Consider the following 19,446-nt stretch of genomic DNA (forward strand, 5'->3'; position numbering starts at 1 on the left):
AACGACGTTTTTACGCCGCGTATCGAATGACACGACGTCCTGCGCCGTGCCCGTGCCCGTGTCCTGCGCCGTGCCGCGCCCGCGCCCGCGCGTTCGGGCATGCGGCCGGGATACCGAAATGGATATGGATTCCGTCAAAAAAATGATTGGATGAATATGTCACTTCTGTCATAGTATCCATGCACAACAATTCCGGAGACAAAGTGATGACCGTCACCCGTAGAACCCTCCTGGGCGTTGCCGCCGCTGTCGCGTGCGCAACCGCCATCCCGGCATTTGCCGCCAAACCCCTCACGATCGGCTTCTCGCAGGTCGGCGCCGAAAGCGAGTGGCGCACGGCGAATACCGCCTCGATCAAGGACGCCGCCAAGAAGGCCGGCGTCACCCTCAAGTTCGCCGACGCCCAGCAGCAACAGCAGAACCAGGTCAAGGCCATCCGTTCCTTCATCGCCCAGCGTGTCAACGTGATTGCGTTCTCGCCGGTCGTGGAGACCGGTTGGGAGACCGTGCTGCGCGAAGCGAAGAACGCGAAGATCCCCGTGATCCTGACCGACCGCGCCGTGAAGGTCAGCGACCCGTCGCTGTACGTCAGCTTCATCGGTTCCGACTTCGTGGAAGAGGGCCGCCGCGCCGGACGCTGGCTGCTCGACTATGACAAGAAGATCGGCGGCAAGCCGCTCAACATCGTCGAGCTGCAGGGCACGACCGGTGCCGCGCCGGCGCTGGACCGCAAGGCCGGTTTCGCCGAAGTCATCGCGGCGAATCCGAAGCTGAAGATCATCCGTTCGCAGACGGGCGATTTCACCCGCGCCAAGGGCAAGGAAGTGATGGAAGCCTTCCTGAAGTCCGAAGGCAAGAACATCAACGTCCTGTACGCGCACAACGACGACATGGCCATCGGCGCGATCCAGGCGATCGAGGAAGCCGGCCTGAAACCGGGCAAGGACATCATCATCATTTCGATCGACGGCGTGAAAGGCGCGTTCGAGGCGATGAAGGCCGGGAAGCTGAACGTGACGGTCGAGTGCAATCCGCTGCTCGGACCGACCCTGATCCAGACGGCGCAGGACGTCGTGGCCGGCAAGCCGGTCCCGAAACGCATCGTCGTGAACGAGGGCGTGTTCCCGGCTGAGGTGGCGGCGAAGGAACTCCCGAACCGTAAGTATTGAGTCGATGATGGTCGATTCGAAGCAGCCGGTGTTGGAAGTCACCGGCATCCACAAGGCTTTTCCCGGGGTGAAGGCGCTGTCCGAAGCAGGATTGCGCCTGTTCCCCGGCGAAGTCCATACGCTGATGGGCCAGAACGGCGCGGGCAAGTCCACGCTGATCAAGGTCCTCACCGGCGTCTATCAACCGGACGCCGGCAGCATCGTGCTGAACGGCCGGGCGATCCAGCCGCGCTCCACGCAGGATGCGCAGAACCTCGGCGTCAGCACCGTCTACCAGGAAGTCAATCTGTGCCCGAATCTGTCGGTCGCGGAAAACATCTTCATCGGGCGCTATCCGCGCCGCTTCGGCATGGTCGACTGGCGCAGCATGCGCACGCAGGCGGCCGCGCTGCTGGCCCGCCTCGAGATCCACGTCGACGTCAGCCGCCCGCTCGCGGACTATCCGCTCGCGATCCAGCAGATGGTCGCCATCGCGCGGGCGCTGAACACGGATTCGCGCGTGCTCATCCTCGACGAACCCACGTCCAGCCTGGACGAGGCGGAAGTGCAGATGCTGTTCTCGGTGCTGCGCCGCCTGCGCGAAGAGGGCATGGCGATCCTGTTCGTCACCCACTTCCTCGACCAGACGTATGCGATCTCGGACCGCATCACGGTGATGCGCAACGGCGAGCGCGAAGGCGAGTATGCGTGCGCCGATCTGTCGCGCCTGGCCCTCGTCAACAAGATGATCGGCGCGCCCGCCGACGCCGAACATGCGGCGGATGCCGCGCTGCAGGGCGAGGTGCCCGAACCCGGCGACGTCTTCCTGCGCGCACGCGGCATCGCGCGCAAGGGCGTGCTGTCGCCGGTCGACCTGGAACTGCGCCGCGGCGAGCTGCTGGGCCTTGCCGGCCTGCTGGGCTCCGGCCGCACCGAAACCGCGCGCCTGCTGTTCGGCGCCGACAAGGCGGACGGCGGCAGCATCGACATCGACGGCAAGCAGGTGAGTTTCGCGAACCCGCGCGACGCGATTCGCGAGGGCATCGGCTTCTGTTCGGAAGACCGCAAGCACGAAGGCGCGATCCTCGCGCTGTCCGTGCGCGAAAACCTGATCCTCGCGCTGCAGGCGCGCCAGGGCATCTTCCGCGCCATTCCCTTCAAGCGCCAGCAGCAGCTGGCGCTGGACTACGTCAAGTGGCTGGGGATCAAGACGGCCAGCATCGAGACGCCGATCGGCACGCTCTCCGGCGGCAACCAGCAGAAGGTCTTGCTGGCGCGCTGGCTCGCGACCGATCCGCGCCTGATGATTCTCGACGAACCGACGCGCGGCATCGACGTGCGCGCCAAGCAGGAAATCATGGATTACGTCAGCAACCTGTGCCGCAAGGGCATGTCCATTCTCTTCATCTCGTCCGAACTGCCGGAAGTGCTGCGCGTGTCCGACCGCATGGTCGTCATGCGCGACCGCAAGGCGTGTGGCGAGTACCGGCGCGGCGATCTCGACGAGACGTCCGTGCTGCACGTGATCGCGGGGGAGACGGCATGAGCACCACCGGCGCCACCGTCAAACCGGCCGCGCGCGCGGGGGCATCGCGCACCGCCTGGCTGCTGCACCCGCTCGTGCGGCCCATCGGCGCGCTCGTCGCGCTGCTGCTCGTCGACGCGTTCCTCGTGCCCGGCTTCTTCCACCTCGAAGTCAAGGAAGGGCACCTGTACGGCGCGATCATCGACATCCTCAACCGCGCCGCGCCGCTGATGCTGGCGGCGCTCGGCATGACGCTTGTCATCGCCACGCGTGGTATCGATATCTCCGTCGGCGCCGTCGTCGCGCTGTCCGGCACCGTGTCGGCGATGCTCATCGGCGGCAGCACGCCCGAAACGCCGATGGCCCTCGCGCTGGCGGCGGCGCTCGGCGTCGCGCTGCTGTGCGGGCTGTGGAACGGCGTGCTCGTCGCCGGGATCAAGCTGCAGCCCATCGTCGCGACCCTGATCCTGATGGTCGCGGGGCGCGGTCTCGCGCAGCTGCTGACGGACGGCCAGATCGTCACCGTGTATTACCAGCCGTTCTTCTTCCTGGGCAGCGGCTACCTTGCCGGCCTGCCGTTCTCGCTGTTCGTCGTGGCCGCGGTGTTCGCGGCGACGCTGCTGCTGGTGAAGAAGACGGCCCTCGGCCTGTTCATCCAGGCCGTCGGCATCAATCCGGTGGCGGCGCGCCTCGCGGGCCTGCGCACCGCGACGCTCATCACGTTCGTGTACGTGTTCTGCAGCGCCTGCGCGGGACTGGCCGGCATGCTGATCACGTCGAACATCAAGAGCGCGGACGCCAACAATGCGGGCCTGCTGCTGGAGCTGGACGCGATCCTCGCCGTCACGCTGGGCGGCACTTCGCTGGCCGGCGGCAAATTCAGCCTGGTGGGCAGCGTGATCGGCGCGCTGATCATCCAGACGCTCACCTCCACCATCTACTCGCTGGGCGTCCCGCCCGAAGTGAACATGGTCGTCAAATCCATCGTCGTCTTCGCCGTCTGCATCTCGCAGTCGAGCGAATTCAAGAACATCCTGCGGAGGTCCGCATGAGCGCGGTCGCAACGAATGCCCGCGGCCGCAGTGCAATCTCCGGCGCGCCGTGGTTCACGTCCATCGTCACCGTGGTGCTGCTGCTGGCGATGCTCGGCATCGGCGGGGCCGTGTATCCGGGCTTCCTGTCGCTGCAGGTGATCTTCAACCTCCTGATCGACAACGCCTTCCTGCTCGTGATCGCGGTGGGCATGGGCTTCGTGATCCTGTCCGGCGGCATCGACCTCTCGGTCGGCTCCGTGCTGGCGCTGTCGACGATGATCTCGGCCTGGCTGCTGCAGAACGCCCACTGGCCGCCGCTCGCCGTCATCGCGCTCGTGCTGCTGCTGGGCGCGTGCTTCGGCGGCGCGATGGGCGCGATCATCCACCTGTTCAAGCTGCAGCCGTTCATCGTCACGCTGGCCGGCATGTTCCTCGCGCGCGGCCTGTGCTACCTGATCAGCGTGGAGTCGATCACGATCGACAATCCGATGTTCACCGCGATGTCGCAGACGCAGGTGCCCATCTTCGGCGCGTTCCTGTCGCCGAGCGCCATCATTGCCGTCGTCGTCCTGCTCGTCGCGATCTGGCTCGCGCACTACACGGCGTTCGGCCGGGCCGTGTACGCCGTCGGCGGCAACGAGCAGTCGGCCGCGATGATGGGCCTGAACGTCGGCCGCACCAAGGTCCTCGTGTATGCGCTGTCGGGCTTCTGCGCGGCGCTGGCCGGCGTGCTGTTCTCCTTCTACATGCTGTCCGGCTACGGCCTGCACGGGCAGGGCACGGAGCTCGATGCCATCGCCGCCGTCGTCATCGGCGGCACCCTGCTCACGGGCGGCTACGGTTACATTGCCGGCGCGCTGTCCGGCGTGCTGGTGCTGGGCGCGATCCAGACGCTGATCGCCTTCGACGGCACGCTCAGCTCGTGGTGGACCAGGATCGTCATCGGGGCGCTGTTGTTCATCTTCTGTGTCGTGCAGCGCGTGATGGGCGGGCGTTCGAAACAATAAAGGCGGCTCGCGCGCACGACCTCCGGCCACACGGAGGCGGGCGCGGCCCCTGCTGTACCCGGCGTTGCCAACGCCGGTGATCGTACAACAACGGAGACTACATGCTCAAACCCACGCTCGCCGCGGCCCTGGTCGCGACGGCGGCGCTCGCCCACGCCGCCAATCCCATCACCAGCAAGATCTTCACGGCCGACCCGGCCGCCCTCGTCGACAACGGCCGCGTGTACCTGTACGTCGGCCATGACGAGGCGCCCGTCGGCGGCAAGGATTACCTGATGAACGAGTGGAAGGTGTTCTCCAGCTGCGACATGCAGCACTGGACCGAGGCGCCGAACGCCGTGCCGTTCTCCACGTTCAAATGGGCGGCCAAGGATGCGTGGGCCAGCGACATTGCGAAGCGCAACGGCAAGTACTACCTCTACGTGACCGTCGAGCACAAGACGATCCCCGGCAAGGCGATCGGCGTGGCCGTGTCGGACAGCCCGACCGGCCCGTTCGTCGACGCGCGCGGTTCGGCCCTCGTCACCAACGACATGACGCACGAGACGCCGATCGGCTGGGACGACATCGACCCCGCCATCTTCGTCGACGACGACGGCCAGGCCTACCTGTACTGGGGCAACACCGTCATGAAGTACGCGAAGCTGAAAGCCAACATGACGGAGCTGGACGGTCCGATCCACACGGTGGGCCTGGAAGCGTTCACGGAAGCGTCGTACCTGCACAAGCACGCCGGCAAGTACTACCTGTCGTACTCGCGCAAGTGGCCGGAAGAGACCGCGTACATGACGGGCCCCACGGCCACCGGCCCGTGGTCGTACGGCGGCGTGATCATGGAGAAGAACACGAACCTCGGCACGATCCACCACGCGATCATCGACTTCAACGGCAAGTCCTACATCATTTACCACAACGGCAAGCTGCCGACCGGTGGCGAGTACCGCCGCTCGGTCGCCGTCGAGGAATTGCACTACGGTCCGGACGGCAAGATCCTGCCCGTCGCGCAGACGGCGCAGGGGCCGGCCGCGAATCCATCGGCAGCGTGCAAGTGATTATGGTTTAACGGAGATTTCCGTTAAATCGATATCAATAATGATATGATGTATTGATGGATACGACCAACCCGAACTGGTTTCTCAAGGCCCGCCTCAAGACCCGGCAGCTGCTGCTCTTGATCGCGCTCGACGACTACCGCAACATCCACCGTGCGGCCGATGAACTGCACATGACGCAGCCGGCCGCCTCCAAGCAGATCAAGGATCTCGAGGAGATGCTGGACGTCAAGCTGTTCGAGCGCCTGCCGCGCGGCATGGAGCCGACGATCTACGGCGAGACGATGATCCGCCACGCGCGCATGGCCCTGACGAGCCTCGCGCTGGCGCACGACGACATCGTCACGCTCAAGGCCGGCCTCACGGGCCAGGTCGAGGTCGGCGTGATCATGACGCCCGCGATGGCGCTGCTGCCGCGCGCCATCGCCCGCGTGAAGGAAGAGGCCCCGCTGCTGCGCATCGGCGTGCAGCTGGAGACCAGCAACCTGCTGCTCGACAAACTGCAGCACGGCATGCTCGACTTCATGATCGGCCGCATCTTCGACACGGGCGACACGTCCGGCCTGATCTATGAGGAGCTGACGGAGGAGCCGGCCTGCGCCGTCGTCCGTCCCGGCCATCCGCTGCTGGAGCGCAAGGCCCTGGCCTTGCAGGACATCGCGCCGCTGCCGTGGATCGTGCCGCCGCACGGCAGCATCCTGCGCTACCGCTTCGACATGATGTTCCGCCGCGCCGGCCTGGAGCCGCCGGCCAACGTCGTCGACACGACCGCGCTGCTGATGATCACGGCCCTGCTGCAGCAGACCGATTCGCTGCACGTGATGCCGATCGAGGTGGCGCAGTACTACGCATCGCTGAACGTGATGCGCATCCTGCCGATCGAACTGCCGTGCAAGATGGACGCGTTCGGCATCATCCGCCACCAGGACCACCTGCTGTCGCCGGGCGCCGACCTGCTGCTGCGCGCGGTGCGGGCGGCGGCCAAGGAGATCTACTGAGCCGGGGGCGCGCAGCCCTGTATTGCTCCTTCGTCCACAGCGCGATTGTGTTAGGCTGTCCGGCGCATCCGGCTGGTCCGGTGCCATCGCAATGTCTTTACAAGGAACCGCATGACTGCCTTCGTCATTCCGCCTCCCGCCGTCCCGGCCCTCGCCGTGGCCGGTTCCGACCAGGTATTCCCGCTGCGCCGCGTGTTCTGCGTCGGCCGCAACTATGCCGCCCACGCACGCGAGATGGGCGCCGATCCGAACCGCGAACCGCCGTTCTTCTTCACCAAGCCGGCGGACGCCGTCGTGCCGGCCAGCGGCACCGTGCCGTATCCGTCGTCCACGCGCGACCTGCACCATGAAGTCGAACTGGTCGTCGCATTGAAGGGCGGCGGCACGGACATCGCGCCCGAGCGCGCGCTGGACCTCGTGTGGGGCTACGGCGTGGGCCTGGACCTGACGCGGCGCGACCTGCAGGCCGTCGCCAAGAAGGATGGCCGCCCGTGGGACATGGCGAAGGGCTTCGACGCCTCCGCGCCGTGCAGCGCGCTCGTGCCGGCCGCGCGCACGGGCCATCCGCAGGACGCGCGCATCTGGCTGGAAGTGAACGGCCAGGCCAGGCAGGAAGGCAATCTGAACGAGATGATCTGGCCCGTGGCGGACGTGATCGCCGCGCTGTCCCGGCTCGTCGCGCTGGCGCCGGGTGACCTGATCTACACGGGCACGCCGGCCGGCGTCGCTGCGCTGAACCCGGGCGACCAGGTGCGCGGCGGCGTCGATGGCGTGACGACGTTCGAACTGCAGATCGGCACGGGGGCATGAAGACGGTCCTGCAGATCGGGGGTTTCGCGCCCGAGATCCAGGCCCAGCTCGACGCCGAATTCCGCTGCCTGGGCCTCGCCGATCTCGAACGCGAGCCGCACCTGGCGCCTCACGTCGGCGCCATCGTCACGCGCAGCAACCAGGAGGTGCCGGAAGACGTCGTGCGGCGCCTGCCGGCACTCGAGATCATCGCCACCTGCGGCGTCGGCTACGACCTGATCCCGCGCGCGCTGGCGGCCAGCCGCGGCATCGTCGTGGCCAACACGCCGGACGTGCTGAACGCCGCCGTGGCCGAGCTGTGCATCGGCTCCCTGCTGGCACTGCTGCGCCGCCTGCCGCAGGCCGACCGCTACGTGCGCGCGGGCCAGTGGACGAGCGCCGGCTTCCCGCTGGCGACGAGCCTGGCGGGCAAGCACGTGGGCATCGTCGGCATGGGCCGCATCGGCAAGGAGATCGCGCGCCGGCTGGAGATGTTCGGCGTCGCGCTCGCCTACCACGGCCGCACCGACCAGAACCTGGCGTGGCGCTACGAGGCCGACCTGGCCACGCTCGCGCGCGACAGCGACATCCTCATCGTCGTCGCACCCGGCGGCGCGGACACGAAGCACCTGATCGACGCGCGCGTGCTGGACGCGCTGGGCCCCGCCGGCTACCTCGTGAACGTGGCGCGCGGCTCGCTCGTCGACGAGCAGGCGCTGCTCGCGGCGCTGGAGCGGGGCGGCATCGCCGGCGCGGCGCTGGACGTGTTCGACAACGAGCCGGACATCGACCCGCGCTTCCTGCTGCTTCCCAACGTGATGCTCACGCCGCACGTGGGCAGCGCCACGCACGAGACGCGCGCGGCGATGGCGCAGCTCATGCTGGACAATGTGCGCGCCTGGTTCCGCAGCGGCAGGGCGCTGACGCCGGTCGAGCCGGACTGAGGCAAGGGCCGCACCACGGTACGGCTATTGTGCGCCGCAGCGCGGCCGGGTGGATTACGCTCATCAAGACGAGCGCAAACCGCCATGGAGGTCCTATGCACATCCACACGCCCGCGTGCACCTGTTTCATCATCCCGTCTTCGATGCTGCGCAAGCTGGCCGTCCAGGCCGACGAGGCGGAGCGCCAGCGCCTGCTCGAGCAGATGGAACGCTCGGCCTTCCTGCGCGGCCAGCGCGCGGCCAGCGGCCTCGCCGCGCCGGGGCTGCAGGTGGCGCCCGGCGTCAAGCACCGCACCGTGTACGACGCGCACCACAAGACGCGCCTGCCCGGCAAGCTGGTCCGCACCGAGACGGCGGCGCCCGTGGCCGACACGGCCGTCAACGAGGCGTTCGACGGCGCCGGCACCACCTACGACTTCTACCAGCAGGTCCTGCACCGCAATTCCATTGACGGCCGCGGCCTGGGCATCGATTCGAGCGTCCATTACAGCAGGAGCTTCAACAACGCGTTCTGGAACGGCCGCCAGATGGTCTACGGCGACGGCGACGGCAAGCTGTTCACGGGCTTCACGCACGCGCTCGACGTGATCGCGCACGAGCTGACCCACGGCGTCACGCAGTACACGGTGCCGGGCGGGGGCCTCGTCTACGATGGCCAGAGCGGGGCGCTGAACGAATCCGTGTCCGACGTGTTCGGCTCCGTCGTCAAGCAATGGCACCTGAAGCAGACGGCCAAAAAGGCCGACTGGCTGATCGGCGCCGGCATCATGACGCCCGCCGTCGGCAAGGCGTTGCGTTCGATGGCCGATCCGGGCAATACGGCCCTCACGTGGTCGGGCGACGACCAGCCGGGCACGATGGCGGGGTATGTGGAAGGCGGGGACGTGCACACGAATTCCGGCATCCCCAACCACGCGTTCTATCTCGCCGCGATCAAGCTGGGCGGGCACAGCTGGGACAAGGCGGGGCCGATCTGGTACCAGGCGCTGTCGCTGCTGCATCCGGACGCGACGTTCGCGGACGCCGCCCAGGCCACCGTCAAGGCGGCCGAGCTGCGCCACGGCGTCGGGTCCGCCGAGGCCGCGGCCGTGCAGGGCGCGTGGCACGAGGTGGGCGTCGTGTGATGCGCCTGTCGCTGCATTGCGTGGGCGGCTTCACCGGGCCGGCGGGGGCACAGACGCGCGACGTGGACGTCGACAGCCTGCCTGCAGCCAAAGGTACGCGCGTGCGCGGGCTCGTGCAGGCGCTCGACCTCGCGCAACTGCCGCCGACCTTGCTGAAGCCGCGGCCGCAGTCGTGGGATTTCACGTACACGCTGACGATCGATGACGGTACGCCGCGCCAGGTGCGCTTTCACCTCGACGCGGCGCCGCCGGCGCTGCGCGAGCTGGTCGAATTCATCGAACGAACGTAACGCGCGGCGCCGATTCTCAATTGGCCATGTTCCTGGCGACGATGGCATCCGTCGCCGCCTTCGCCTGCTGCAACGGCTGGTTCAACACCGTGGTCGCATACGCCGGTGCCGGTGCGGCGACCGTGCCGAGCGCGCTGCCGCCCTTGTGGCTGATGTCCACGTCGACCGTGGCCGACAGGCCCACGCGCAGCGGATGCGCCGCCAGCTCCTTCGGATCGAGCGAGATGCGCACCGGCACGCGCTGCACGACCTTGATCCAGTTGCCGGTGGCGTTCTGCGCCGGCAGCAGCGAGAACGCGCTGCCCGTGCCCGCGCCGAGGCCCACGACCTTGCCGTGGTAGACCACCTTGCTGCCGTAGATGTCGGCTTCGACGGTGGCCGCCTGGCCCACGCGGATATCGCGCAATTCCGATTCCTTGAAATTGGCGTCGACCCACAGCTGGTCCAGCGGCACGATCGACAGCAGCGGCGCGCCCGGCGCGATGCGGCTGCCGACCTGCACGCTGCGCTTGGCCACATAGCCCGACACCGGCGCGACGATCGCGTTGCGGCGCGCGGCCAGCCACGCGGACAGGTAGTCGGCCTTCGCGGCCAGCACGTTCGGGTGCTCGGCGGGGGACACGCCCGCCACCGTCACGCGCGCGGCCGCCAGCTGCTTCTGCGCGACTGTAAGTGCGGCCTTCGCGTCGTCGACGGCGCGGCGGGCGTGCGCCACGTCTTCGCCGGAGACGAGGTTGTCGGCCGCCAGCGGCGCGCGGCGCGCCAGGTCTTCCTGTTTCGCCTTGAGTTCCACGCGGCGCTGGTCGACGACGGCCTCGTACTGCGCCACGCTCGTGTAGCGCTCGCGCTGCTGGCGCACGGCCGTGCCCAGGCGCGCCTCGGCCTGGGCCAGCGCGACTTCCGCGTCGGACGGATCGAGGCGGACGATCTCGGTGCCGGCCTGCACCAGCTGGGTCTCGTCGGCGCGGATCTCGACGACGCTGCCCGTCACCTGCGACGACACGTTCACGAGGTTGCCGCCCACGTAGGCGTTGTCGGTCTCGACGCGCTTCGATGCGACCAGCGCATACCAGGCGGCGTAGGCCGCGCCGGCGGCGAGGAAGGCGACGGTGATGCCGGCCAGGACGACGCGGCGTTTTTTATTGGAGGTGACTGGGGTCTCGGTGCTCATGGTCGGTTTGGCTTCGTGTTCGATTGGGTGAGGGCGGGCGGTGTCGCGTGGTAGCCGCCGCCGAGCGCGCGCGCGAGGGCGACCTGCGTCTGCAGGCGCGCGTCCGTCAGCTGCAGGTCGACGTCGCGCTGGCGCAGCACGGCCATGCGCGCCTGCTGCACGGCGCTGCGGTCGGCCAGGCCGCGCCGCATGCGGGCCTCGGCGTTCGCGGCCAGCCTGCGGCTCGCCGCCAGCGTGGCGGCGTGCGCCTGCGTCTCTTTTTCGATGCCTTGCAGGGTGGCCGCTTCGCGCGCGACGTCGCGCACGGCGGTCAGGACGGCCTCGTTGTACTCGGCCAGCAGTTCGTCGCGGCTGGTGCGTGCGCTGCCCAGTTGGGCGTGCAGGCGGCCGCTGTCGAACAGGGGCAGGTCCAGCGTGGCGCCGAGGAGCGGCGTGCGGCTCGGATAGCGCAGCAGCTTGCCGAGCGACGTCGCATCGAGGCCGATGGCGGCCGCGAGGTTGATGTCGGGCCGGAACGCGGCTTCGCTGGCGGCCACGCGCCCCAGCTGCGCCTCGACGCGCCAGCGCGCGGCCTGCAGGTCGGGACGGCGCGCGAGCAGCTCCATGCCCAGTTCGCGCGGCACGGCATCGATCGCCGGCGCGCTCTGGAAGCGCGCGAGGTCGTTCAGCGCGGTGGCGTCGCCGCCAACGAGGGCGCGCAGGCCTTCGCGTTCGCGCGCGGCGTCAGTGTCGTAATGGGCCGCCTGTTCCTGCAGGCTCGCGAGGTCCTGCTCCGCGCTCTGTAGCGCATCGGCGCTGATCAGGCCATGCGCCATGCGGGTCTTGCGGCCGGCGATCACGTCGCGCTGCACCGCGATCAGGGCGTTCGTGTTGTCCTGGCGCGCCCACAGCATCTGCAGGCGCAGATAGCTTTGCACGACGGATGCGGCGAGGGTCTGGCGGACCTGGGCGGCTTCGGCGGCGGCCGCATTCGTTTCGCCCAGCGCGGCGGCGATGAGGGCGCGGTGCTTGCCCCACCAGTCGAAGTCGTAAGAGGCGCGCAGCGATACGGAGGCGTCGTTGAACCACGCCCCGCCGATCGGCGGCGGGAAGAAGCCGTTCGACGAATAGCGCTGGCGGTTCAGGCCCGATGCGAGATCGACCTTGCCGCCTTCGTTGGCGACTTCCGCGCCGAACGCGGCGCGCGCGCTGGCGACGCGCGCGGCGGCCACCGCGAGCGACGGATTGTCGCGCAGGGCGCGCGCCACGAGGCCGTTCAGCTGCGGGTCGTGGTAGTCGAGCCACCACTGCTCGGCGGGCCAGGCGTCGGCCGGCAGCTGGATGGCCGGTGCATGCTGCGCCTTGGCGAAATCGGGGCCGCGCACCTGGCGCGCGTCCGGGGGGACGCTGATGCAGCCGGACAGCAAGGCCAGCGCGGCGGCCGCGATGGGAATGAGTTTGAAGTGTCGCACGTTGTTCGGGTCTTTCGCTTATTCGAGGGCCGCGTGGTCGATCTGCGCCGGCGCGGCGGCTGCCTTGGGCGGGCGGATCAGCAGCAGCGTCGGGATCACGGCCAGGGTCAGGAGCATCATCAGCCAGTAGTCGTCGACGTAGGCGATCATCGATGCCTGGCGCGTGATTTCGTTGTTGATGAGGGCGGGGCCGGCCTGCGTCGCCATGTCGTAGAGGCTCATCGGATCGTGCACGGCCGGATTCGCGGCGTTCACCTGCGTGGCCAGCGACGCGTGCGCGATCTGCGTGTTGCGCACGAGGAGGGCCTGCACGAGCGCGATGCCGATCGACGAGCCGATATTGCGTACGAGGCTGTACAGCGCCGTGCCTTCCGCGCGCATCTGCGGCGACAGCGTCGCGAACGTGGCGGCCGACAGCGGCACGAACACGAGGCCCAGGCCCACGCCCTGGATCACGCCCGGCCACACGATGTCGGACTGCGACAGCACGAGCGTGTAGTGCGTCATCTGCCACAGCGAGAACGCCGTGATGGCGAAGCCGACGCCGAGCAGCAGGCGGAAATCGACCTTGCCCGTGAGGCGCCCGACGATCATCATCGCGGCCATCGTCCCGAGGCCCGACGGCGCCGTGACGAGGCCCGCCAGCTTGGCCGGATAGCCCATGAGGCCCTGCAGCATCGTCGGCATCAGCGCGCGCGTCGCGAACAGCACCATGCCGACGATGAAGATCAGGAGCAGGCCCGTGACGTAGTTGGCGTTCTTCAGCAGGCGGAAGTCGACGAACGACTGGCCGGCGGGGCGCGTCAGCGTGTGGCCGATGAAGTACGCGAAGGCGAGCGTCGTCAGGATCAGTTCGACCCACGTCTCGGTCGAGCCGAACCAGTCGTTCTGCTCGCCGCGGTCGAGCAGCATCTGCAGCGCGCCGATGGCGACCGACAGCGTGACGAAGCCGAACGTGTCGAAGCGCACGCGCCGCGCCGGGGCGGCCGCGTGGATGTAGCGCCAGATGCCCCAGAAGGCCAGCGCGCCGATCGGCACGTTGATGAAGAAGACCCAGCGCCAGCTGTAGCTGTCCGTCAGCCAGCCGCCCAGCGTCGGGCCCAGGATCGGTCCGATCATCACGCCCATGCCCCACACGGCCATCGCCGACCCGTGCTTTTCGCGCGGGTTGATGTCGAGGAGGACGGACTGCGACAGCGGCACGAGCGCCGCGCCGAACACGCCCTGCAGCATGCGCGCGACGACGATTTCCGTCAGCGTGGCCGAGATCCCGCACAGCACCGAGGCGAGCGTGAAACCCGCGACGGACACGAGGAACACGCGCTTCAGGCCGAAGCGGTCGACGAGCCAGCCGTTGAGCGGCGTCGCGATGGCGGCCGCCACGATGAACGACGTCAGCACCCACGTGATCTGGTCCTGCGACGCCGACAGCGACCCCTGCATGTGCGGCAGGGCGACGTTGGCGATGGTGCCGTCCAGCGCCTGGATGATCGTCGCCAGCATGATCGAGATCGTGATCATGGTGCGGTTGATGGGCGCGGCCGTCGTCACAGGGTGTCCTCGAGGCGCTTCTTCAAGGTCTCCAGCAGGACGGTCGCCGTGGCCAGCGCCTGCGGGTCGAGGCCGGCCAGCAGGTCGGCCCGGAATGGCGCCGCTTCGCCGATGACTTCGGCGTAGACGGTCTTGCCGGTGTCGGTCAGGTGCACGAGTTTCACACGGCGGTCGAGGGGCGAGGGCGCGCGCGCGACGAAGCCGTCGCGCTCCAGGCGGTCCAGCATCGACACCATCGACGGCCCCTCGACGCCGACCAGGTCGGCCAGCGCCCGCTGCGACATCGGTTCGCCCGACTTGGCGATCATCGCGATCGTCATCCAGCCGGACTGGCCGATGCCCAGGTGCTTGAGGCGCTTGTCCAGCGCGAGCCGCCACAGCCGCGCGCTCGTGTGCAGGGCTGCCGAGAAGCGTTCTTCGAACGATTCGGGTAGGCTACTCATCATTAGTCATAAAATAGATAGAAACCTATCGATTTTATGCGACGTTGGCGAACTGTGCAAGCTGGCAATGAAATCGAAGGCAATTTCCCAAAACCGGGCTCTGACCCCGAATTGACGATGAAATCGAGGGCAATTTCCCAAAACCGGGCTCTGACCCCGAATTGACGACTTGACGATTCAGGCGGGCGGCTCGGCCTTGTCGAGCGTGAACACGGCGTGGACGTCGCCGGCCACGATGCCGCGCGCGTTCCTGAGCGGCGGTGCGCGGTACGGGTCGAGGTGGGCGCGGCGCGTGGCGTCCAGCAGGCCCAGCTGATCGAGCACGGAGAACGTGGCCGGGTGCAGCGCGCGCGGGGCGCCGTCCGCCACCTTGATCGCGATGCCGATGCCGGCCGAGCGGATGCCGATGGCCTGCACGGCGTCCGCGCCGATCTTGGCGACCCAGTCGCCGCCGCCGGCCTGCATCCACGCGAGGTCGGTGCGCGAGTCGCCCGACACCATGTCCGGGTGTGCCGTCATCGCGTCGAACAGGTCGCCCAGCGCGCCGCCGAGGCGGGCGTCCGGCCCCGGTTGCGCCAGGCGCGCATACAGGTGCGCGAGGCGCGCCAGCGGCATCGCGTAGTTCGGCGCCGAGCAGCCGTCGATGCCCATCGGCAGCGTGTCTTCCGTCATCTGCACGCAATCGGCCAGCGTGGCGCGGATCGCGCGCTGCAGCGGGTGCGCGGGATCGACGTAGTCCGCCGTCGGTGCGCCGTGCAGGCGGCACCAGGCGAGGAAGCCGCTGTGCTTGCCCGAGCAATTGTGGTGGACCGTGCGCCAGCGCCGCCCGGCCGGCACGGGCAGGCCGACGGCGTCGTAGTACAGCGGCGCCGCGCAGCCGCAGGCGAGCTGGCTTTCGTCCACGCCGATCTTGTCGAGGATGGCCGTCACGCCCACCAGATGCTTTTCCTCGCCAGAGTGGCTGGCGCACAGGAGGGCCAGTTCGGCGCGGGTGAAGCCGAAGCGGGCCGGGCCGTCGTCCAGGACGAAGGGCAGGGCCTGGAACGGTTTCAGGGCCGAACGGGTGAACGTCATGACGTCGGGATCGCCCGCCGACCACAGCAGGCGGCCGGCCACGTCGACGACGGCGATCGAACCATGGTGGATGTTCTCGACCGCGTAGCCGCCGGCCAGGTCGCGGTCCCGCGGATAGCCACGCGTCGTGGCCACCAGAGGCACTGGATGCATCGGTCTCTCCTTCGTCCGGATGGGGTTCTCGACGCCGCCACTGTACCGGATATCGGCCGCACGGTGCGCGCCCGAGCCGGCGCGGACGATGTCAAAAACTATATGCATCCGCAGCAATCCGCCCCGGTTTTTCGACAGTTCATCCCCCGTTTTCGACGCTTCGGCGGTTCGCCGATGACGCCGCCGCAAGCGCTTCCTACACTGTCATCACTCGCCGCACATTATCGATGCGGCGATATGAAAAACGGTGGACCCATTGAGCATCCGGCGATCATTTTGAAATCGCGCTTGTGGTCCGTTCTATATTTCGTATCTTGACTTCGGAGCAATCATGCGTATTCCACAAGCCCTGGCCTTCATCGGCGCCGCCACCCTGTCGCTGTCGGCGTTCGCCGACCCGTCCATCGCGCCCTCGTCGGCCAGCGCCAGCGCCGTGCAGTTGCCGGGCACGTCGCACTCATACCGCCTGAACGAGGACGAAGCCCGGCACATGCGCGGTGCGTTCCTGCTCGCCGACGGCCGCACGATGAAAGTGACGAACCGGATGAACCGGCTGTACGTGGACATGGACGGCAAGCACGAAGAACTGGTGCCGGTCGGTCCCAAGAAATTCGTCACGCGCGACACGGGCACCATCATCGCGTTCAACGAGGTGCCGTACGCCGACGAGGTCGTCGTCAACCAGGCCGCGCGCTGATGCGCGGCGCCCAACACGGCCGGCCCGGCCGACACGGTCCGGGCCGGCGCCTTTCAGCGCGGCGCGAGCGGGGCGGCCACGCCCCGGCGCCGCACCCCTTCCGCCGGTGCGCGATCGACGGTCAGATCGGCGCGCCGAAGCGCCCGGCCTGGTAATCGGCGATCGCCTGCTGGATTTCCGCACGCGTATTCATCACGAACGGCCCGTGCGCCACGACCGGTTCGCGGATCGGCTCGGCATGGCCCAGCAACAGCAGGCTGTTGCGGTCGGCCAGGATCTCGATCTCGTCGCCCTGCGGTTCGAACTCGGCCAGGTGGCAGGCGCTGACCGTCTCCGGCATGCACTGGATCACGCCGCGCACGACGTACAGGAACACATTCCGGTCGAGCAGGCCGTCCACGTGCAGGCGCGCACCCGCCTTCATCTCCACCGTGCACAGCGCCACGCCCGTCAGCGATTCGACCGGGCCCGTCACGCCGCCAACCGTTCCCGACACGAGGTGCACGCGCACGCCGTCGCCCTTGTCCACGACCGGAATCCCGTCGGCCTGCAATCCCACGTAGCGCGGCGCCGTCATCTTGAGCGCGGGCGGCAGGTTGACCCACAGCTGCAGGATCTCCAGGCCGCCGCCGCGCTCCATGAATTCGCGCGGCGACACTTCCGCGTGCACGATGCCGCGGCCGGCCGTCATCCATTGCACGCCGCCCGGGCCGATCACGCTCTCGTGGCCGGCGCTGTCGCGGTGGGCCAGCAGCCCGTCGAGGATGAAGGTGACGGTCTCGAAGCCGCGGTGCGGATGCGGCCCGAACGGCAGGCCGCGGTTGTGCGGCGGGTAGACCTGCGGTCCGTGGTGGTTGAGGAACAGGAAGGGATCGATCTGGTCGAGATGCGGCCCCGGCACGGGGCGCCGGGTGATCAGGTCGCCGATGTCGTCGCGCAGCGCGGCATGCACGCGCCGGATGATCTTGTGGGCCATGCTCGTTTCTCCGCTTCTCCGATGGTTCGAACCAATACGATACCCCATCGCACGCACTTCCCGCATCCCTGCTAGACTCGTTGCGCTTTTGCAATCATGGAGACGATAACGATGAATACGAAAACATGCGCACGCAACCTGGCCGCGGCCATCAGCCTGGCCTGGGCGGCAAGCGCGATGGGGGCGCCGACCGCGACCCCGGCCGTGCCCGGCGACGCCGCGATCAAGGCGGCCAAGCATGCCGTCACGGCCTATCGCGACGACGTGGTCGACACGCTGTCCAGGCTCGTCAGCTACAACACGGTGGCCGACAAGGCCATCCCGTGCGAACGCAATCCGCGCCACATCGCGTTCAAGGCCTACCTGAAGCAGGAAGCGGAGCGGCTGGGGCTGGACTTTACCGATTACGGCTGCGTGGCCGTCGTCGGCCTGGGCAAGGGCAGCGAGCGCGTGGGCCTCGTGGCGCACGGCGACGTGCAGCCCGTCGATGCGAGCAAGTGGAAGAAGTCGCCGTTCGAACTGGACGCCACGAGCGAACCGGGCCGCCTGCTGGCGCGCGGCGCCGAGGACGATAAAGGCCCCATCGCCACCGCGCTGTACGCGATGAAGTCGCTGAAGGACCTGCAGGTGCCGCTGTCCAAGCGCATCGAGCTGTACGTCTACATGGCCGAGGAATCGGACTGGGGCCCGCTGGAAGCCTTCATCAAGGGGTACACGCTGCCGCAGATGAACATCACGCTCGACGCCGAATACCCGGCCGTCACGGCGGAGAAGGGGTATGGCACGCTGGCCGTCACGATGCCGAAAACGGCCGCCGCGCCGCCCGCGGGCACGCCCTTCGTGAAGGAATTCCGCGGCGGGTTCTTCGGCAGCCAGATTCCCGAGGACGCGCAGGCCCTCGTCGCCGACGCGACGCCGGCACTGGAGGCGCAGATCCGCGCGCGTGCCGGCAAGCAGGTCGGCATGCATTACCAGTTCGAATGGAAGGGCAAGGACCTGCTCGTCACGGCCAAGGGCCTGTCGGCGCACTCGTCCAAGCCGGAAGACGGCGTCAACGCCATCAGCATGCTGGCCGACGCGCTGGCCGTGCAGCCGTGGCCGGACACGACGGCAGGCGCCCTGGTGAACTTCCTCAACGAGATGGTGGGCACCGGCTACTTCGGCGAAAAATTCGGCAGCATCGCCTACCGCGACGCCTTCATGGGCCCGATGACGTTCGCGCCGACGGTGATCCGCCAGCACGACGACGGCGGCATCGAACTGTCGATCAACATCCGCCGTCCGCAGGGCAAGACCAAGGAGCAGCTGACCAACGAGATCAATGCCGCGCTGGCGCAATGGCAGGGTGCGCACGTGCAACTGGCGAACATCTCGGCGCAGATCGGCGACCCGTGGATGCAGAAGGATGCGCCCCAGCTGCCGGTGCTGATGAAGACGTTCGCGTACTTCACGGGCATCAAGGACCCGAAGCCGGTCGCCATCGGCGGCGGCACCAATTCGCGCCTGTTCCCGCACGCCGTCAGCTTCGGCCCCGCGATGCCGCACACGGTCTATACGGGCCATTCGGAACACGAGTTCATCACCACCAAGCAATTGCTTCTGAACCTCGAGATGTACACGGCCGTGCTGGCCGAGCTGGCCAAGTAACGCCTCCCGCGGGCATGGTCGTTCCATGCCCGCGTCCTTCCTTCCCACGACACATTTGCCCGCCAGCCCCGCCCGCTCGTGGGGGCGCTTCACGATTTTGGTCGCTCGGCCGTCGTGTAGGTCTCGGTCTCGCCAAAATGTGTAAATCCTTCCAAAAATTTTGTAGGTTTGAGCCTACATGACGTCCTTCTTCATAGGGAAAAAATGCCTGTCCGGCGGCTTTTCCCTAGGAGAGACAGCAGACCGCGCCAAGGCCTCCGGACAAGCCTCCGCGCGGCCCGTTGATTGTCGGAAAATCAATTGCTGACTCCGAGAAAATGTGGCGAAAACGCCATGATAGGATCAAACCTGACCGCGACCGGATGCCCGAAG

The 19,446-nt window shown here is 67.9% G+C and carries 19 protein-coding genes; 13 read left to right on the top strand and 6 right to left on the bottom strand.

Going from position 1 to position 19,446, the window contains the following annotated elements; genetic code table 11:
* Positions 1-206: 206 nt before the first annotated feature.
* From ASC93_RS07555 to ASC93_RS07600, 10 genes are all read left to right on the top strand, one after another.
* A complete protein-coding gene (locus ASC93_RS07555; protein WP_056439712.1) occupies positions 207-1,169 on the top strand; it encodes an ABC transporter substrate-binding protein in 963 nt (320 codons plus the stop codon).
* Between the two features lie 4 nt (positions 1,170-1,173).
* Positions 1,174-2,694, top strand: a complete 1,521-nt coding sequence (locus tag ASC93_RS07560; RefSeq protein ID WP_056439534.1) for a sugar ABC transporter ATP-binding protein — start codon at positions 1,174-1,176, stop codon at positions 2,692-2,694.
* The gene (locus ASC93_RS07565) at positions 2,691-3,725 is read left to right on the top strand and encodes an ABC transporter permease (RefSeq protein WP_056439537.1); all 1,035 of its coding nucleotides are present in this window, start codon (positions 2,691-2,693) and stop codon (positions 3,723-3,725) included. Before ASC93_RS07560 ends, ASC93_RS07565 begins: the two co-directional genes overlap by 4 nt.
* A complete protein-coding gene (gene yjfF, locus ASC93_RS07570; RefSeq protein WP_056439540.1) occupies positions 3,722-4,714 on the top strand; it encodes a galactofuranose ABC transporter, permease protein YjfF in 993 nt (330 codons plus the stop codon). Before ASC93_RS07565 ends, yjfF begins: the two co-directional genes overlap by 4 nt.
* Positions 4,715-4,815: 101 nt before the next feature.
* On the top strand, positions 4,816-5,766 hold the full coding sequence (locus ASC93_RS07575; RefSeq protein ID WP_056439543.1) for a glycoside hydrolase family 43 protein: 951 nt from the start codon (positions 4,816-4,818) through the stop codon (positions 5,764-5,766).
* A 56-nt stretch (positions 5,767-5,822) separates the two neighbouring features.
* Positions 5,823-6,764, top strand: coding sequence for a LysR family transcriptional regulator (locus ASC93_RS07580; RefSeq protein ID WP_056439546.1), 942 nt, complete (start codon positions 5,823-5,825; stop codon positions 6,762-6,764).
* A 111-nt stretch (positions 6,765-6,875) separates the two neighbouring features.
* Positions 6,876-7,574, top strand: a complete 699-nt coding sequence (locus ASC93_RS07585) for a fumarylacetoacetate hydrolase family protein (protein ID WP_056439549.1) — start codon at positions 6,876-6,878, stop codon at positions 7,572-7,574.
* Positions 7,571-8,497, top strand: coding sequence for a 2-hydroxyacid dehydrogenase (locus tag ASC93_RS07590; protein ID WP_056439551.1), 927 nt, complete (start codon positions 7,571-7,573; stop codon positions 8,495-8,497). Before ASC93_RS07585 ends, ASC93_RS07590 begins: the two co-directional genes overlap by 4 nt.
* A 95-nt stretch (positions 8,498-8,592) precedes the next feature.
* Positions 8,593-9,621 carry a M4 family metallopeptidase gene (locus tag ASC93_RS07595; protein WP_056439552.1) on the top strand — a complete coding sequence of 343 codons (1,029 nt, stop codon included), beginning with the start codon at positions 8,593-8,595 and terminating at the stop codon, positions 9,619-9,621.
* A complete protein-coding gene (locus ASC93_RS07600; protein WP_056439555.1) occupies positions 9,621-9,911 on the top strand; it encodes a protealysin inhibitor emfourin in 291 nt (96 codons plus the stop codon). The genes ASC93_RS07595 and ASC93_RS07600 overlap by 1 nt, the downstream gene beginning before the upstream one ends.
* Before the next feature lie 16 nt (positions 9,912-9,927).
* Here ASC93_RS07600 and ASC93_RS07605 read toward each other — a convergent pair whose 3' ends face one another.
* The 5 genes from ASC93_RS07605 to ASC93_RS07625 form a co-directional block, all read right to left on the bottom strand.
* A complete protein-coding gene (locus tag ASC93_RS07605; RefSeq protein ID WP_056439559.1) occupies positions 9,928-11,082 on the bottom strand; it encodes an HlyD family efflux transporter periplasmic adaptor subunit in 1,155 nt (384 codons plus the stop codon).
* Positions 11,079-12,533: an efflux transporter outer membrane subunit gene (locus tag ASC93_RS07610; RefSeq protein WP_056439563.1), complete on the bottom strand. Its 1,455-nt coding sequence runs from the start codon at positions 12,531-12,533 to the stop codon at positions 11,079-11,081. Before ASC93_RS07610 ends, ASC93_RS07605 begins: the two co-directional genes overlap by 4 nt.
* A gap of 18 nt (positions 12,534-12,551) precedes the next feature.
* Complete coding sequence (locus tag ASC93_RS07615; protein ID WP_056439716.1) at positions 12,552-14,054, bottom strand: MDR family MFS transporter; 1,503 nt, start codon at positions 14,052-14,054, stop codon at positions 12,552-12,554.
* A gap of 26 nt (positions 14,055-14,080) precedes the next feature.
* A complete protein-coding gene (locus ASC93_RS07620) occupies positions 14,081-14,527 on the bottom strand; it encodes a MarR family winged helix-turn-helix transcriptional regulator (RefSeq protein WP_056439719.1) in 447 nt (148 codons plus the stop codon).
* A gap of 177 nt (positions 14,528-14,704) precedes the next feature.
* On the bottom strand, positions 14,705-15,754 hold the full coding sequence (locus ASC93_RS07625; protein ID WP_056439567.1) for an asparaginase: 1,050 nt from the start codon (positions 15,752-15,754) through the stop codon (positions 14,705-14,707).
* On the opposite strand from ASC93_RS07625, the gene ASC93_RS30530 reads away from it, so the two are divergent.
* Positions 15,749-16,072, top strand: a complete 324-nt coding sequence (locus ASC93_RS30530) for a hypothetical protein (RefSeq protein ID WP_157201792.1) — start codon at positions 15,749-15,751, stop codon at positions 16,070-16,072. The genes ASC93_RS07625 and ASC93_RS30530 overlap by 6 nt on opposite strands.
* A 13-nt stretch (positions 16,073-16,085) precedes the next feature.
* Complete coding sequence (locus tag ASC93_RS07630; protein WP_056439570.1) at positions 16,086-16,451, top strand: hypothetical protein; 366 nt, start codon at positions 16,086-16,088, stop codon at positions 16,449-16,451.
* 121 nt (positions 16,452-16,572) lie between these two features.
* On the opposite strand, the gene ASC93_RS07635 is transcribed toward ASC93_RS07630, so the two are convergent.
* Positions 16,573-17,427: a pirin family protein gene (locus ASC93_RS07635; RefSeq protein ID WP_056439572.1), complete on the bottom strand. Its 855-nt coding sequence runs from the start codon at positions 17,425-17,427 to the stop codon at positions 16,573-16,575.
* A gap of 111 nt (positions 17,428-17,538) precedes the next feature.
* Between ASC93_RS07635 and ASC93_RS07640 the strand changes: the two genes are divergently transcribed.
* The gene (locus ASC93_RS07640) at positions 17,539-19,074 is read left to right on the top strand and encodes a dipeptidase (RefSeq protein WP_229412632.1); all 1,536 of its coding nucleotides are present in this window, start codon (positions 17,539-17,541) and stop codon (positions 19,072-19,074) included.
* Positions 19,075-19,446 lie beyond the last annotated feature (372 nt).

The organism is Massilia sp. Root335 (assembly GCF_001425685.1).
GTDB lineage: Bacteria > Pseudomonadota > Gammaproteobacteria > Burkholderiales > Burkholderiaceae_D > Telluria > Telluria luteola.